General features: G+C 34.9%; 16 protein-coding genes. All 16 read right to left on the bottom strand.

Annotated features, from left to right (window positions below; translation table 11 throughout):
* Positions 1–1098: an IS200/IS605 family element RNA-guided endonuclease TnpB gene (tnpB, locus tag Q5O30_RS06950; RefSeq protein ID WP_021953029.1), complete on the bottom strand. Its 1098-nt coding sequence runs from the start codon at positions 1096–1098 to the stop codon at positions 1–3.
* A complete protein-coding gene (gene tnpA / locus Q5O30_RS06945; protein WP_021953028.1) occupies positions 1098–1520 on the bottom strand; it encodes an IS200/IS605 family transposase in 423 nt (140 codons plus the stop codon). Before tnpA ends, tnpB begins: the two co-directional genes overlap by 1 nt.
* A 137-nt stretch (positions 1521–1657) precedes the next feature.
* The gene (hisIE, locus tag Q5O30_RS06940) at positions 1658–2890 is read right to left on the bottom strand and encodes a bifunctional phosphoribosyl-AMP cyclohydrolase/phosphoribosyl-ATP diphosphatase HisIE (protein ID WP_021953027.1); all 1233 of its coding nucleotides are present in this window, start codon (positions 2888–2890) and stop codon (positions 1658–1660) included.
* Positions 2890–3477, bottom strand: coding sequence for an imidazoleglycerol-phosphate dehydratase HisB (hisB, locus tag Q5O30_RS06935; RefSeq protein ID WP_021953026.1), 588 nt, complete (start codon positions 3475–3477; stop codon positions 2890–2892). Before hisB ends, hisIE begins: the two co-directional genes overlap by 1 nt.
* A 13-nt stretch (positions 3478–3490) precedes the next feature.
* Complete coding sequence (gene hisD / locus Q5O30_RS06930) at positions 3491–4804, bottom strand: histidinol dehydrogenase (protein WP_021953025.1); 1314 nt, start codon at positions 4802–4804, stop codon at positions 3491–3493.
* 9 nt (positions 4805–4813) lie between these two features.
* Positions 4814–5455, bottom strand: coding sequence for an ATP phosphoribosyltransferase (gene hisG, locus Q5O30_RS06925; RefSeq protein WP_021953024.1), 642 nt, complete (start codon positions 5453–5455; stop codon positions 4814–4816).
* A gap of 8 nt (positions 5456–5463) precedes the next feature.
* Positions 5464–6696 (bottom strand): ATP phosphoribosyltransferase regulatory subunit, encoded by a 1233-nt coding sequence (gene hisZ / locus Q5O30_RS06920; protein WP_021953023.1) that lies wholly within the window; start codon positions 6694–6696, stop codon positions 5464–5466.
* A gap of 115 nt (positions 6697–6811) precedes the next feature.
* On the bottom strand, positions 6812–7342 hold the full coding sequence (locus Q5O30_RS06915; protein WP_021953022.1) for a Holliday junction resolvase RecU: 531 nt from the start codon (positions 7340–7342) through the stop codon (positions 6812–6814).
* Positions 7343–8332, bottom strand: a complete 990-nt coding sequence (locus tag Q5O30_RS06910; RefSeq protein ID WP_021953021.1) for an RluA family pseudouridine synthase — start codon at positions 8330–8332, stop codon at positions 7343–7345. It abuts the gene before it with no gap.
* Positions 8333–8350: 18 nt separating this feature from the next.
* Entirely contained in the window at positions 8351–9052 is a 702-nt protein-coding gene (locus Q5O30_RS06905) for a pseudouridine synthase (protein WP_021953020.1), read from the bottom strand.
* Positions 9053–9068: 16 nt separating this feature from the next.
* A complete protein-coding gene (locus Q5O30_RS06900) occupies positions 9069–9500 on the bottom strand; it encodes a hypothetical protein (RefSeq protein ID WP_021953019.1) in 432 nt (143 codons plus the stop codon).
* A gap of 16 nt (positions 9501–9516) precedes the next feature.
* On the bottom strand, positions 9517–9888 hold the full coding sequence (locus Q5O30_RS06895) for a RidA family protein (protein ID WP_021953018.1): 372 nt from the start codon (positions 9886–9888) through the stop codon (positions 9517–9519).
* A 68-nt stretch (positions 9889–9956) separates the two neighbouring features.
* Entirely contained in the window at positions 9957–10796 is an 840-nt protein-coding gene (locus Q5O30_RS06890) for a M23 family metallopeptidase (protein ID WP_021953017.1), read from the bottom strand.
* Between the two features lie 58 nt (positions 10797–10854).
* On the bottom strand, positions 10855–12777 hold the full coding sequence (locus Q5O30_RS06885; RefSeq protein WP_021953016.1) for an ABC transporter ATP-binding protein: 1923 nt from the start codon (positions 12775–12777) through the stop codon (positions 10855–10857).
* On the bottom strand, positions 12777–14561 hold the full coding sequence (locus Q5O30_RS06880) for an ABC transporter ATP-binding protein (protein ID WP_021953015.1): 1785 nt from the start codon (positions 14559–14561) through the stop codon (positions 12777–12779). The genes Q5O30_RS06885 and Q5O30_RS06880 overlap by 1 nt, the downstream gene beginning before the upstream one ends.
* Positions 14554–15042, bottom strand: coding sequence for a MarR family winged helix-turn-helix transcriptional regulator (locus Q5O30_RS06875; protein ID WP_021953014.1), 489 nt, complete (start codon positions 15040–15042; stop codon positions 14554–14556). Before Q5O30_RS06875 ends, Q5O30_RS06880 begins: the two co-directional genes overlap by 8 nt.
* Between the last annotated feature and the right edge of the window lie 5 nt (positions 15043–15047).

Genomic DNA, 15047 nt, shown 5'->3' with positions numbered 1-15047 from the left:
TTATGCTGACTGCATTTGCAGTCCTTTATTCAAAATATTTATACTTGCATTAGTATCCCTGTTATGTACAGCATGACAATACGGGCACTCCCATTCACGGACTGCAAGATTTTTTATTAATGGGTTTTTATACCCACAGCAAGAACAGGTCTGGCTGCTCGGGTAAAGTGTTGGCACTTTGATTACATCATTCCCATACCAGACAGACTTGTATGCAAGCATATCAAAAAACTTACTCCATGATGCTGAACCGATGTGCTGTGCCAGTTTATGATTACGCATCATATTTTTTACTTTCAAATCTTCGATGCAGATTGTTTGGTTTTCACGAATCAGCATGGTAGACTGTTTCTGCAGGAAGTCATTTCTCTGGTTTGTAATCCTTTCGTGGACTAAGGCAACCTTAATACGCTGTCTGTTGCGGTTATTGGAGTTTTTCTGTTTTCTTGACAGCTTACGCTGTTCACGGATCAGTTTACGCATTGATTTTTCAAGATATTTCGGATTTGACACACTACTTCCGTTACTGTCTGAGTAAAACTCTTTAATACCTACATCAATGCCTATACAACCACCATTGTTCGGTCTTGGCTGTGGTTCAAATTCCACGTTAAGAACCGCAAAATACCTGCCTGCAGGAGTATGCTCAATCGTTACATTTTTGATTTTTCCAACTTCCATGGACTGACGTATTCTGACATAGCCAAGTTTAGGGAGTTTGATGTATTTACCTGCAATACGGATTTTACCACCCTGGTTTACGGTCCTGTATGACTGGTGGTGATTGTGTTTACTTTTGAATGTTGGGTGTGCTGCACGTTTCTGAAAAAAGTTTACAAACCCTCTGTCGAGGTCACGCAAAGACTGTTGTAACGCAATAGAATCCACCACTTTCAGGAAAGCAAAATCTTCACACTTTTTAAGTTCCGTCAGCATTGCGGAAGTCTGGGAATAGCCTATTTTACTTCCGTTCCTAAAGGCTTCATTACGCATGGCAAGTCCCTTGTTGTAGATTAGTCTGCAACAGCCAAGAGTCTGATTGATTAAATTCTGCTGTTCCCTGTTAGGGTAGATTCTAAATTTGATACCTTTTTGCATTATCCCATTTTACCTTTTTGTCTTTGCGATGTTTTCTGATTTTCAATATACTGCCTGATTATTTCCAGTGGAGCACCACCCACTGTAGATACAAAATAGCTGTTTGTCCAAAGAGTTGGCATTTTTGTTCTGAGATACGGAAATTCTTCTCTTAAAATTCTGGAAGTATATCCTTTTAAGGACTTTACTGCTTTGTGGATACCAAATTGCGGGTCTACTTCCATCAGTATGTGTACATGATCTGGCATTATTTCCATTTCCAGAATGTCTACAGAAAGATTTATGGCATGCTCAAGGAGTAATTCCTTTAATCTGACATCCACACCATTAATTAATACTTTTCGCCTATACTTTGGACACCATACCACATGGTATTTGCAGGAATAGACGACATTGTTATTGGATTTATATGTTGTATTCATGCCTGTATTATACTACCATTTTAAAGTTAATACAATCATATATTTGTCCATCTTCATTTACTTGCGTAAATTCGATGGACATGTCTTATATCCCCATAGCTAAAGCAAGGGGGTTTACGACACATTTGGATAAATTTTTATCGTCTGGAAAGTTCCTTTGTAATTTCTTTCCAGGTTACGCCTTTTTCTGCCATTAATACCATTACATGGTACAAAAAGTCAGAAATTTCATATTTAACTTCCTGTGGATCAGGATTTTTGGCGGCTATTACTATTTCAGTGGCCTCTTCTCCTACTTTTTTAAGAATTTTATCTATTCCTTTATCAAAAAGATAGTTGGTATAGGAGCCTTCCTTTGGATTTTTCTTTCTGTCAAGAATTACGTTATACACATCCTCAAAAACTTTTATGGGATTTGTGTTGTCATATTCTTTTTTTACAAGATTGTTAAAGAAGCAGGTATCTGCCCCTGTGTGGCACGGAACACCTATTTGTCTTACTTTAGCAAGCATTGTATCTAAATCACAATCCATGGATAATTCTTTTACAAACTGATAATGTCCGGAGGTTTCACCTTTAACCCACAGTTCATTACGGCTTCTGCTAAAATATGTCATACGACCGGTTTTTATGGTTAAATTAAAGGCTTCTTCGTTCATGTATGCTAACATAAGAACCTGACTGGTTTTGTAATCCTGAACAATAACAGGAATCATTCCGTCACTGTTGGTTTTAAAATCAGAAAACTTCATGTCAGTTTCAAAAGTGTTTACAGCTAATCCACTCTCCTTTAGCTTGTGCTTTAATTCCATAAAGTCAAAGTTTTCATTAAAGATATCTGAAGAAACACCATAGAGTGAATTATCAGGTGTAAGATTATATACATCATTACAATTAGTAAGTAATACTTCGTCATCTGTAGCTATTACTTTGTCTGAAATCACTAAAGAATAAAGTCCTTTGTTGCATGATAATTTTTCAATATCAGTATCTAGCAAAATTGATATATTTTCACTGCCAAAGCGCTCAGAGGCCTCTTTAATAAGCTCCTGATTATTTTTTAATGATAATATTGCTTTTTTAGCTCCTGTATATATATATTTCTTTACATCTTCTAATCTTTTTACATTTCCGCCTACAAGCATTGGAATGTCAACATTGTCTGCAATGTTAATTATGGTACTGATATTGGCTTCATGTTCCCTGTCGGTAGAGGAAATATCATAAATAAGAATTTCGTCAGCTCCGTTACTGTCAAAGCATAAGGCAATTCTTACGGCATCTCCGTCGCCTAACAGCGTTGCACCGCCTTCATCTACGGCTTTTCCTTTATATAAATATATTGTTGGTATTAATTTTATTTGGTTCATTATAGTGTTCCTTTCGTGGATAAAACATCATTTATTCTGCTATCGGTTAATGTTGCCTGATCAAGGGCTTTAGCGAAAGCCTTAAAAATACCTTCAATCATATGGTGGTTATTACCACTTTCAAGCATTTTTATATGAAGATTCATTCCTACGGCATAGGTAATTGCGTGGAAAAATTCCTTAACCATTTCAGTGTCAAAATATCCTACCCTGTCAGTTGTAAAATCTACATTAAAAACAAGATAAGGTCTTCCTGACAAATCAAGGGCACACAATACAAGGGACTCATCCATTGGAAGAATGGTATGTCCGTATCTTCTTATGGATTTTTTGTCTCCTAATGCCTTTCTAATGGCTATACCAAGGGCAATGCCGGTATCTTCTATTGTATGGTGACAATCCACATATAAATCTCCTGTAACTTTAACAGTTAAATCAAATAATCCGTGTTTTGCAAAGCTAATAAGCATATGGTCAAAGAAACCAATGCCTGTGTTGACTTCAGATTTTCCAGTACCATCAAGATTTATGGATACTTCTATCTGGGTTTCGCTGGTATTTCTTACACAATCGCCTGTTCTTGTCATAATATCCTCCCTTTTACTGACAGTTGTTGTCATCTTCCTCAAATCTTACTCTTATGGAGTTAGCATGAGCTGTAAGTCCTTCAGCCTTGGCAAATTTTTGAATATCATCACTAAGAGGCATAAGGGCTTCTCTTGAAAAACTGATTATGCTTGATTTTTTTATGAAATCATCAACACTAAGTGGTGAGAAGAATTTTGCCGTACCATTAGTTGGAAGTACGTGGTTTGGACCTGCAAAATAGTCTCCAAGAGGTTCGGAACTGTATTCTCCAAGGAAAATAGCTCCTGCATTTCTAACTCTTGTCATTGTGTCAAATGGATTTGTTGTTAAAATCTCTAAATGCTCAGATGCAATTTCATTAGCGATATCTATCACATCTTCCATATTATCTGCAACAAGTATATATCCGTAATTTTCTAATGATTTAGTTAAAATTTCATTTCTTTTTAATTTTGAAACAAAGAAGTCAACCCACTTTGAAACTTCATTAGCAAGTTCAGTGCTGGTAGTTACTAAAATAGCTGAAGCAAGTTCGTCATGTTCTGCCTGAGATAAAAGATCAGCAGCCACATATCGTGGATTGGCACTTTCATCAGCTATAACCATTATTTCACTTGGACCTGCAACAGAATCAATGCTTACATAACCAAAAACAGCTTTTTTGGCAAGGGCTACGTAAATATTTCCCGGTCCTACAATCTTGTCTACTTTCTTGATGGATTCGGTTCCGTAAGCAAGAGCTGCAATTGCCTGAGCACCGCCTACTTTATATATTACATCTACTCCTGCTTCGTTAGCTGCAACTAATGTATTAGGATTAACTTTTCCATCCTTTCCCGGAGGTGTAACCATAACTATTTCATCTACCCCTGCAACCTTTGCCGGAATAACGTTCATAAGTACAGATGACGGATAAGCAGCCTTACCTCCCGGTACATAAACACCAACACGGGCTAAGGCAGTAACCTTCTGACCTAAAATTGAACCATCTGTTTTGGAATCAAACCAGCTGTACTGCTTTTGTTTTTCATGATAGTCTTTAATATTTTTTAGGGATTTTTTAATAATATCCACTAATTCAGGGTTTTCCAAAGAATTATAAGCTTCTTCAATTTCTTCCTTAGTAACTTTAATGTTTTCTGCTGAAATGTCAGCTTTGTCAAATTTTAATGTGTAATCAAATAATGCCTTGTTACCGTTTTCCTTAACATTTTGAAGGATTTCATTTACACTGTCGGCATATTTATCATAATTATTTGGGCTCCTTTTTAAAAGGTCGTTTAAAATATTCTTTTTTGATGTGTCATCTAATTTAACTATTCTCATGGTTGCCTCCTAAAGATTTATATTTTGCTTTAAATCTGAAATAATTTTTCTGATTCGTTCGTCTTCCATTTTCATGCTTACCTGATTTACTACCATTCTGGCTGATAATGGACAAACTTCTTCTAATACTTCAAGACCGTTTTCTTTTAAGGTAGTTCCTGTTTCCACAATATCAACAATAACCTCTGATAAACCTACAATAGGAGCTAACTCAACAGAACCGTTTAATTTAATTATTTCAACAGTCTGATATTTTTTGTTATAGAAATAATCCTTTGCAATTTTGGGATACTTTGAAGCCACACGTATCATTTCGTGGTCTTTTAAAAGCTCCCTGGCAGATTTAGGACCACATACACACATGCGGCACTTTCCAAATCCTAAATCAAGTACTTCATATAATTTTCTGTCTTCTTCTAAAATTGTGTCTTTTCCTACAATTCCAATATCGGCAGCACCGTATTCCACATAAGTTGGAACATCACTTGCCTTGGCAAGGAAAAAGCGAAGCTTTAAATCTTCATTTACAAAAATAAGCTTTCGTGTTTTTTCATCTTTCATCTCCTCACATTCAATCCCAATATCTTCAAACATTTTCATGGCTGTTTTTGCCAGACGTCCTTTAGCTAATGCAAATGTTAAATATCTCATGTTGTCACCTACAATTCCACGGCACCATCATTAGAAACATATGTAATCTTTGATGCACCGTCCTCTTTCTTGAAATTAACGTATTCCTCAATGGCAATATCCGGCTTTTTTGGAATAAGCTCTGTTTTTATGCCGTTATTTCTTAAAACCTCTGCTAAAGATAGTGCAGATTTTCTAAATGCCGGTTCATATATAATAACCTGATATTCATAATCGGTTTTTCCGGTATATGATTTGGCATTTAAGGCTACCATTATCTGGTCCATATAAATGGCAAAACCAATGGAAGCTGCATTTTTTCCAAACTGTGACAGTAATTTGTCATATCGGCCTCCCGCAACGATTTTGTCGCCGGTTCCATAGGTATATCCTTTAAAAATAATTCCGGTATAGTATCCGTAATTGCTGGATGTACCTAAATCAAAGCTTATATATTTTGATACCCCATAATCTTCTAAAATAGAATAAAGGGATTTAAGACGCTTAATGGCATCTAAAGCAGTTTTATTTGAAGTGAGCTGCTGTGCCTTATCTAATACTTCCACAGAACCANNNTTATCTAATACTTCCACAGAACCAAACAGCTCCGGTAATTTAAGCATTGCTTCCTTTGCTTCACCTGTTACACCCTCACGGTTTAAAATTTCTTCAACACCAAAATCATTTTTGTTTTGAATGTAGTTATTAATTTCATTTTCCGTTTCTGCATCCAAACCACAGTCCTGAAGTATTCCGTTATAGAAATCCACATGACCGATTTCAACTAAAAACTCCTCTAATCCAGCGGCTTTTAAGGATTCCACAACTAAGGCAATCATTTCTGCATCCGCCTCTACGGAATCATCATTTATCAGCTCACAGCCAAGCTGTGTAATTTCTTTTAACTTTCCCTGAAGTTCGGAATTGTTAATGTATGTGTTGGCATTGTAGCACAATTTAATTGGAACATTAACATCCATATAATACTTTGCTGCAAGTCTTGCAATGGAAGGAGTAACGTCAGGTCTTAATACAAGAGTGTTTCCTTCCCTGTCAAAAAACTTGTACATATTTTTAGAGGCAACAGATCCTCTCTCCTTACTAAATATATCAAAAAATTCAAAGGTTGGTGTTTGAATATTATGAAATCCATATAAATTAAATAAATTGTTTATTTTGTTTTCAACTGTCATTTTTATGGCACATTCCTTACTGTAAATGTCCCTGACTCCCACCGGTGTATGTAATAATACCTTTTCCATAGTACCTCCTAAAATATTTAGTCAATCGCTTTAACGAATTAAAGTAGTAATTCACTACCTTATTACCAGAATGAAATTATATTACACTAATTTACATTTCTTGTCAATATTTGGATTATCTGTTTTGTAAATCTCTTTTTATTCCTTCAAGATAATGAACAACAGCTCCTGATGTGGAATTAATTTTGTAATTTTTATCTATTTCATCATATGTAAAACTTTTCCTGCCACCGTTTAAGCTTCTTTCATAGAAAAATTTGATATCTTTAAAGGGTATATAGTAAGTTTCATTTAAACTACTAAAAAATAACAGAATAAAGGAAATTCCACCCTGTTTTTCAAAATCTTCCATGAATTTAACCTGATGTTCATGAATGTTCATTATAGGAAAGGTTTTAACGGCACATTCCTTTGCATCAAAACAAACAGGTATTCCCTGTACGGCTCCTATGTAATCAACGGTACTTTGCTTCTCAAAATACGCCAATGTAATATGCCTTGTGCTTTGGTCAATTTCAACAGGAGTAATGGGTGTGGGAATTTTCTGAATTAATGCAAGCTTCTGCTGCCTGTAGTGTTCATTTGTCATATTTATCATATCTTCAAGGGTTGAGCCACGAAGCCCTCTTGACGACCATGTTCCCATTTAAACCTCCGTTGGTGTTTGAATATTTTCATCAATTATTTTTTTGAAAATTTCAGGAACAGCTGCCTTTATCGTTTGCTGGGATAAATCACATAAAGCTCCTTTGATTTCGGGAAAATTCATTATCCATGAATGTAGAAGCTGATCCTTTAATCCATATTTTTCTTTGTATATATCATTAATTTTTTTATTTCCATATTTGTAATCACCAATGATTCCGTGACCAATTGAAGATAAATGGGCACGTATCTGGTGGGCGCGTCCTGTTACAAGTTTTACTTTTAATAATGTAAGGTTTTCTCCAAAACCAATAGGCTCATACTTTGTTTCAATATACTTTCCATCAGGTGTTTCTTTGTTTGAAATAGTAACCTTGTTAGTTTTTTTGTCTTTTTTTAAATAACCCTTTATAGTTGTGGTTTTATCAAGGTAACCTGAAACCAGTGTTAAATAAAACTTGTCCATGGAACGTTTTTTTATAATTTCAGACATTGTCTGTAGCCCGATTAAAGATTTTCCGGCTATAATTAATCCGCTGGTATTACGGTCAAGACGGTTACAGACTCCTGGTTTAAAGGTCTTTAGTTGGGTAGCCGACAGACTTTTAGTTTCAATAAGGTACGAAATAATATATTCATTAATTGAAATGTCGTCTTTTTGGGCTTTTTGGCTTAAAATTCCTGATGGCTTATTTACAATGATAACATTTTCATCTTCATATACAATATCTAATGAAAAATGGGGAAGAGTTAAAGCACTGCTGTTTCCTTTCCCTGTAAACTTATCAATGGTGTCATCTGTCATATAGATTTTCACACTGTCGTTAATATTTAATTTCTCTTTACCATTAGCTTTTTTGTTATTTAAAACTATATTTTTTTTACGAAGCATTTTATAAATGAAACTTCCCGGTGCTTCTTTGAAAAATTTAAAAAGAAACTTATCAAATCGCTGTCCGACTTCATTTTTGCCAATAATAATTTCCTGCATACATTCTTACCTATTGTTTTAGTTTGATTTTAAGTTGCTAATTTCTTCTTCAGTTAGTTTCCTGTATCCTCCGGACTTTAAGTTTTTATCCAATATAAGAGAACCCATGGAAATTCTTTTTAGGAATGTAACTGTAAGACCAATTGCCTGAAACATTCGCTTAACCTGATGATATTTTCCTTCAGTTATGGTTATATATGCCCTGTTTCTACCAGAAAGAATCTCTAACTTAGCAGGTTTAGTAATATTTTTTTCACCAATATCCAGTCCTTTAGCAAACAAATCTATATCGCTGTCTATTAATTCACCGTTTAATTCCACGTAATATGTTTTATTTACATGTTTTTTGGGAGATAACAGATTGTGGGATAATTCACCGTCATTAGTAATTAGTAACAACCCTTCGGTATCCTTATCTAAACGACCAACCGGGAAAAGTCCTTCTTTAGGAGTTACATCCATAATATCCATAACGGTTTTGTAATTATTATCCTTTACTGCCGTAAGGACTCCCGGAGGTTTGTTTAACATATAATAGTAAAATTTGTTATATTCTAAATTTACTCCGTCAAGGGAAACTATATCATTATTTTCGTCAATATGTCTTTCAGGTTTATTTTCCAAAACATTATTCACAAATACTTTTTTTGATTTTATCAATTCCTTAACCTGACTTCTTGAACCGATTCCCTGATTTGTAAGGTATTTGTCTAATCTCATTAAAAACCTCGCAAAATTAATTTAAATCCCTGTAAAGAGTTTCAATAACTTTTTTCTGTTCTTTGGTAAGTTTGACCTTTGGCGAATTATCATCGCAGGTATTCCTATTTTCAACAATAAGAACAGTACAGTTTTTTTCAGGGGTGTGGGTGTGAAATGTACCTTTTTTTACATTGTAAAGCTTTAAGGGCTCAAGTTTTATGGCTTCTATTTTACCGATTTCAGAACCTTGTCCACCTAAAAACAACGTAAAATCTCCATTTAGTAAGATAAACACTTCGTCAGATTCATTATGCTTTTGCATATCCTTTAGTTTATCCACTTCTAATTCTTCACAATATCTAAGCTCAGCAACACGCCAGCTTTCAAAATCAATAAGGGGAAGGTAGCCTTCTCCGTTAAAAGACGATATTTCTAAGTTATTGTTAAACATATAATCCTTTGTCATATTGTACTCCTAATTTTTAAATTTCTGCAATTACTTCTACTTCACACAATACATTCTTTGGAAGGGTTTTAACTGCCACACAGCTTCTTGCAGGTTTTCCTGTAAAATATTTTCCGTAGATTTCATTAAATGTAGCAAAGTCATTCATATCAGCTAAAAAACAAACTGTTTTTACGGCATTTTCGTATGTAACACCTGCTTCTTCAAGAATTGCTCCTAAATTCTTCATTACCTGTTCTGTCTGCTCGGTAATGGTTGCACCTACGATTTCACCTGTTGCAGGGTCAAGGGCAATCTGTCCTGATGTAAATAAAAGATTTCCTGATTTAACTGCCTGTGAGTATGGTCCGATAGCTGCCGGAGCTTTGTTTGTACTTATTTTATTCATAATTTTGTACCTTCTTTCTAGTCAATATTCTTATATATTTTACACTTTTAAAGTTGTTATTACAAGAGTTAATAATCGGCAGCAAGGGTTTTAGCCTCAAGGTATTTTAAAACCGTATAGGGATTAACACTAAGCTCTGAATAATTTTTGGTGGCAATATATATTCCAAAATGAAGATGAACGGCAAAATTCCCGGAAGTTCCTTCTACTTTTCCGTAACCGGTATCTCCCATATATCCCAGCAATGTTCCGGCTTTAATTTTATCTCCCTTTTTTATCCCTGCGTAGCTGCTTAAATGGGCATAATAAAAATAACCGGAGGAATTACTTCTTATGCCAACCCGGTATCCTCCCTTTTCAAGCCAACCCATGTTTTCCACAACTCCATCAGTAACGCTAATTACCGGGTAGTATCCGCTAACATTATTTTCAGCCATAATATCAATACCTTCATGTTTGTATTTGCCATTATAATTTCTGTCCGCACCATAGGAATTATCATATGAAACCCAGTAGTCAGAAGAATTGCTTTTTAAAACAGGAAAAAACTTAATGTCATTATATATTGCAGCTAAGGCTTTACTGCATTCCTTATATTCGTAAGGATGTGAAAAGACAAATTGCTTTTTCATATTTTTAATATCTTTGTAGGTTTCGCTAAAATTACTTATGGAGCAGTTATTAAAAACGTAAAGGGGTGTAAGAATATCTGACAAGGTGCATTTCTCATTAGATGCGATTTCAGCAGCATTTGTAATAGCTTTTTCTGAAATGTTATTATTTCTGAATTTTTCAGATTCTACAATATTTACGGTAATATCATAGTAAGCGGAAAAAATCTCTGAAAATATATAATTATTTAAAACAGATAAAACTAAAATTAAAAAGATACAATAAGTTTTCTTCATAAAATAAGCGGCATATATTTTTTACTAATATATGCCGCAAAGTATTAAAATAAAACTTTTAACTTTGACTGCTTCCTGTTTGGAGACGATAATAGGTTCCCTTTTGTGCCATTAATTCATCATGGTTTCCTCTCTCAATAATTCTTCCGTTTTCAAGAACCATAATACAGTCGCTGTTTTTGATGGTTGATAATCTATGGGCAATAACAAAGGTAGTTCTTCCTTTCATTAATGCATCCATTCCTTCCTGAACTATACGTTCTGTTCTTGTATCTATGGAGGACGTAGCCTCGTCAAGAATTAATGCCGGTGGATTAGCAACTGCTGCTCTGGCTATGGCTAACAACTGACGCTGTCCCTGAGATAAATTACCACCATCTCCTATTAGCATTGTGTTATATCCATCAGGAAGTCTTCTAATGAAGCTGTCAGCATTGGCAAGCTTTGCTGCCGCAATTACTTCTTCATCTGTAGCATCTAGATTACCATAACGGATATTTTCCATAACTGTGGCAGAGAATAAATGAGTATCCTGAAGTACAATTCCAAGAGAGCGTCTTAAATCTGCCTTTTTAATTTTGTTTATGTTAATTCCGTCATATCTGATTTTACCATCCTGAATATCATAAAATCTGTTAATTAAATTAGTTATGGTTGTTTTGCCGGCACCGGTAGAACCAACAAAGGCAAGCTTCTGTCCCGGATTAGCATAAAGCTTTACATCATGAAGAACAATTTTGTCATCATTGTAGCCAAAATCAACACCGTCAAAAACAATTTCACCTTTCATAGGAACATAAGTTGTGGTGCCGTCTTCTTTATGATAATGCTTCCATGCCCAGGTTCCTGTTCTTTCGCTACATTCTACAATTTCACCTTTTTCATATTTTGAACGTACCAATGTAACATAACCTTCGTCAGTTTCAGGCTTTTCGGCTAACAGTTTAAAGATTCTGTCAGCTCCTGCTAATGCCATAACAATGCTGTTCATCTGCATTGTTATCTGATTAATTGGCTGGGCAAACTGCTTATTATATGTTAAAAAGGTAATGAGTTTTCCGGGAGTCATGGTAAATCCTGCTATTCCGTTAATGGCAAGAACTGCACCTATACAGGCACATAATACATAACTTACATTGGAAAGCTGTGCATTACAAGGCCCCATAACATTGGCAAATTTATTGGCATTATTTGCTGAATGATATAACTTTTCGTTTAATTCGTTAAATTCATCAATGGCCTGATTCTCATGGCAGAAAACCTTAACAACTTTCTGTCCTTCCATCATTTCCTCTATATAGCCGTTTACTGCACCAATATCCTTTTGCTGGGAAAGAAAATAACGTCCTGAAAGACCGGTTAATTTCTTTGATACAAAAGATATTAAAGCAATCATAATTAATGTAACAATTGTAAGAGGAATACTTAATGCAAACATACATGCAATAACACTTACAATAGTAATGGCACTGTTTAACATTTGAGGGAAAGACTGACTTATAAACTGTCTTAATGTATCAATGTCATTAGTATACATGGACATAATATCTCCATGGGAGTGAGTGTCAAAATATTTAATTGGAAGTCCCTGCATGTGGTCAAACATGGCATCCCTTAAGTGTTTAAGGGTACCCTGGGTTACAAAAACCATAAGTTCCGCCTGTATAAGTGATGCAAGAATACCTATAACATAAAAGCCGGCAACTTTGGTCATAGCTCCCACTAAAGGTGCGAAATCCGTACTTCCGGTTTTAACCATAGGAAGAATGTAGTCATCAACTAAAGCCTTCATAAACCATGTTCCCTGAACATTGGCGAAAACACTTCCTATAATACAAAGTAAAACTATAACAAGGTGTACTCCATAATACTTTCCAACAAATTTAATTATCTGTCCCAATATTTTGAAAGGATAATCAATTTTTTGTCTTGGTCCCATATTTCTTCTTCCGGGTCCTTTTACAACTTTTGCCTGAGCCATTATGCTTCCCCTCCTTTCTTGTCAAAATCACCATTGTCGTTAGACTGCTGCATATAAACCTCTCTGTAAATCTCATTATTTTCAAGAAGTTCATTATGGGTTCCGATACCATTTATCTTTCCGTCATCTAAAACAATAATTCTGTCTGCATCCATAATACTTGATATTCTCTGGGCAATAATAATTTTAGTTGTATCAGGTATTTCTTCTTTAAATGCCTTTCTTATCCTGCTGTCTGTTAAAGTATCAACTGCACTGGTGCTGTCATCTAAAATAAGAATTTTAGGCTTTTTAAGTAATGCGCGGGCAATACAAAGTCGTTGTTTCTGACCACCTGATACATTAGCTCCACCCTGTTCAATGTGGGTGTTATATTTGTCAGGCATTTTTTCAATAAATTCATCTGCACATGCTAATTTGCAGGCTCTTATACATTCCTCTTCAGTGGCATTAGGATCACCCCATCTTAAATTATCCAAAATACTTCCTGAAAAGAGAACGTTCTTTTGTAATACAACACTAACTTCCTGTCTCAAGGTATCAAGGTCATAGCTTTTTACATCTTTTCCACCTACTAAAAGATAACTTTCGGTGTTTTCATCTGCAGGTGGCTCTATATCATACAGTCTGCTAATAAGATTAACAAAGCTTGATTTGGCACTACCTGTTCCTCCCATAATTCCTATTGTTTCACCGGAATTAATATGAACATTAATATTTTCAAGAATAGGCTTTTCACTGGTTTGATTGTATCTGAAATTAACATTTTTAAATGTAATGCTTCCGTCAGGTACATCGTAATCAGGATTTGTCGGATTAACAATTTCTGCCTTTTCATTTAAAACTTCTGCAATACGTTTACCACTGGATAAACTCATGGTAATCATAACAAATACCATTGAAAGCATCATAAGACTCATAAGTATATTCATGCAGTATGCAAGAAGAGATGTTAAGTTTCCTGTGGTAAGATTTGGAGGAAGATTTCCACCTGCCACAATTGCCTGGGCACTAAGCCAGCTGATTATCAATATACATGAATAAACTGTAGTCATCATAATAGGGGCATTAAGGGAAACAATTCCCTCAGCCTTTATAAACATTTTATATACGTTATAGCTTGCCTTGCTGAATTTCTTTCTCTCGTAATCTTCCCTTACATATGCCTTTACGACACGCATGGCAGTTACGTTTTCCTGTACACTTTCATTTAATTCATCGTATTTTTTAAATACCTGACTGAAATACTTAAATGCTCCACCGGTAATAAATGCAAGGATAATACCTAAAATAATAACTGCTACAAGATAAACACTTGCCATTTTAGGTGATACGGAAAATGCCATAATCATGGCAACAATAAGGCTAAAAGGTGCTCTTACTGCCATTCTAAGTATCATCTGATAAGCATTTTGAATATTGGTTACATCCGTTGTAAGTCTTGTAACAAGACCTGCGGTGCTGAATTTATCAATGTTTGAAAAACTAAATGTCTGAATATTTGCAAACATTGCTTTTCTTAAGTTTTTGGCAAAGCCTGTTGAAGCCTTAGCACCGAATACTCCGCCACCAAAACCGGTAATGAGACCTGCAATGGCAAGTAAAAGCATTATGGCTGATGTAATGTAAATTTTCTTTAAATCTCCGGTTCCTATGGAATCAATAATAACAGACATTAGCAATGGAATGAAATTTTCCACTACAACTTCCGCTAACATACACAGAGGTGTCAATATTGATGCCGTAATATAACCTTTAATATGTTTTCCCAGTGTTCTAATCATGGTTTCTCCTTTCAAATTCTTTTTTCAGGCAGCAAATATCCTGTTCAGATATATCTGTGCCACTTACTAAATTACTATATAATCTTTCAAGATATGCACGAAGTCTTGTAGTTTCATCTGATGAAAAGCCTTTTAACAAAATGGATTCTGTTTCATCCCTTTGTGATGTCATTAATTCAATTTTTTCCATTGCTTTGTTTGTGAGAGTGATATTTTTAAATTTTTTGTTTTCTTCATCCACTGTTATTTCAATAAGTTTTTTTTCACTAAGACGACTAAGGATTCCTGCCATTGTTGAATGTTTGACTTCAAAATGATTTGCTAAATCCTTCTGGGTTATTTTATTGCCACTGTTACAATGCAGATGCAATAAAACGTGCATTTGTGTTGCAGTTATATCTAGCTGCTGTAAATTCTGATTCATTCTGATTTTAAATAACTGATCAATCCTTTTTATGATTGGTCCAAAATGTTCATCCATATTTC

Origin of the sequence: Eubacterium sp. CAG:161 (assembly GCF_000432355.1) — a bacterium.
GTDB classification, from domain to species: domain Bacteria; phylum Bacillota; class Clostridia; order Lachnospirales; family Lachnospiraceae; genus Eubacterium_G; species Eubacterium_G segne.
This window is presented reverse-complemented; position numbering and strand designations above follow the sequence as displayed.

Bases quoted from the DNA above. Each gene is read 5' to 3' on its own strand.
- tnpB (WP_021953029.1), bottom strand. From the start codon at position 1,098: ATGCAAAAAGGTATCAAATTTAGAATCTACCCTAACAGGGAACAGCAG.
- tnpA (WP_021953028.1), bottom strand. From the start codon at position 1,520: ATGAATACAACATATAAATCCAATAACAATGTCGTCTATTCCTGCAAA.
- hisIE (WP_021953027.1), bottom strand. From the start codon at position 2,890: ATGAACCAAATAAAATTAATACCAACAATATATTTATATAAAGGAAAA.
- hisB (WP_021953026.1), bottom strand. From the start codon at position 3,477: ATGACAAGAACAGGCGATTGTGTAAGAAATACCAGCGAAACCCAGATA.
- hisD (WP_021953025.1), bottom strand. From the start codon at position 4,804: ATGAGAATAGTTAAATTAGATGACACATCAAAAAAGAATATTTTAAAC.
- hisG (WP_021953024.1), bottom strand. From the start codon at position 5,455: ATGAGATATTTAACATTTGCATTAGCTAAAGGACGTCTGGCAAAAACA.
- Q5O30_RS06915 (WP_021953022.1), bottom strand. From the start codon at position 7,342: ATGGGAACATGGTCGTCAAGAGGGCTTCGTGGCTCAACCCTTGAAGAT.
- Q5O30_RS06910 (WP_021953021.1), bottom strand. From the start codon at position 8,332: ATGCAGGAAATTATTATTGGCAAAAATGAAGTCGGACAGCGATTTGAT.
- Q5O30_RS06905 (WP_021953020.1), bottom strand. From the start codon at position 9,052: ATGAGATTAGACAAATACCTTACAAATCAGGGAATCGGTTCAAGAAGT.
- Q5O30_RS06900 (WP_021953019.1), bottom strand. From the start codon at position 9,500: ATGACAAAGGATTATATGTTTAACAATAACTTAGAAATATCGTCTTTT.
- Q5O30_RS06895 (WP_021953018.1), bottom strand. From the start codon at position 9,888: ATGAATAAAATAAGTACAAACAAAGCTCCGGCAGCTATCGGACCATAC.
- Q5O30_RS06890 (WP_021953017.1), bottom strand. From the start codon at position 10,796: ATGAAGAAAACTTATTGTATCTTTTTAATTTTAGTTTTATCTGTTTTA.
- Q5O30_RS06885 (WP_021953016.1), bottom strand. From the start codon at position 12,777: ATGGCTCAGGCAAAAGTTGTAAAAGGACCCGGAAGAAGAAATATGGGA.
- Q5O30_RS06880 (WP_021953015.1), bottom strand. From the start codon at position 14,561: ATGATTAGAACACTGGGAAAACATATTAAAGGTTATATTACGGCATCA.
- Q5O30_RS06875 (WP_021953014.1), bottom strand. From the start codon at position 15,042: ATGGATGAACATTTTGGACCAATCATAAAAAGGATTGATCAGTTATTT.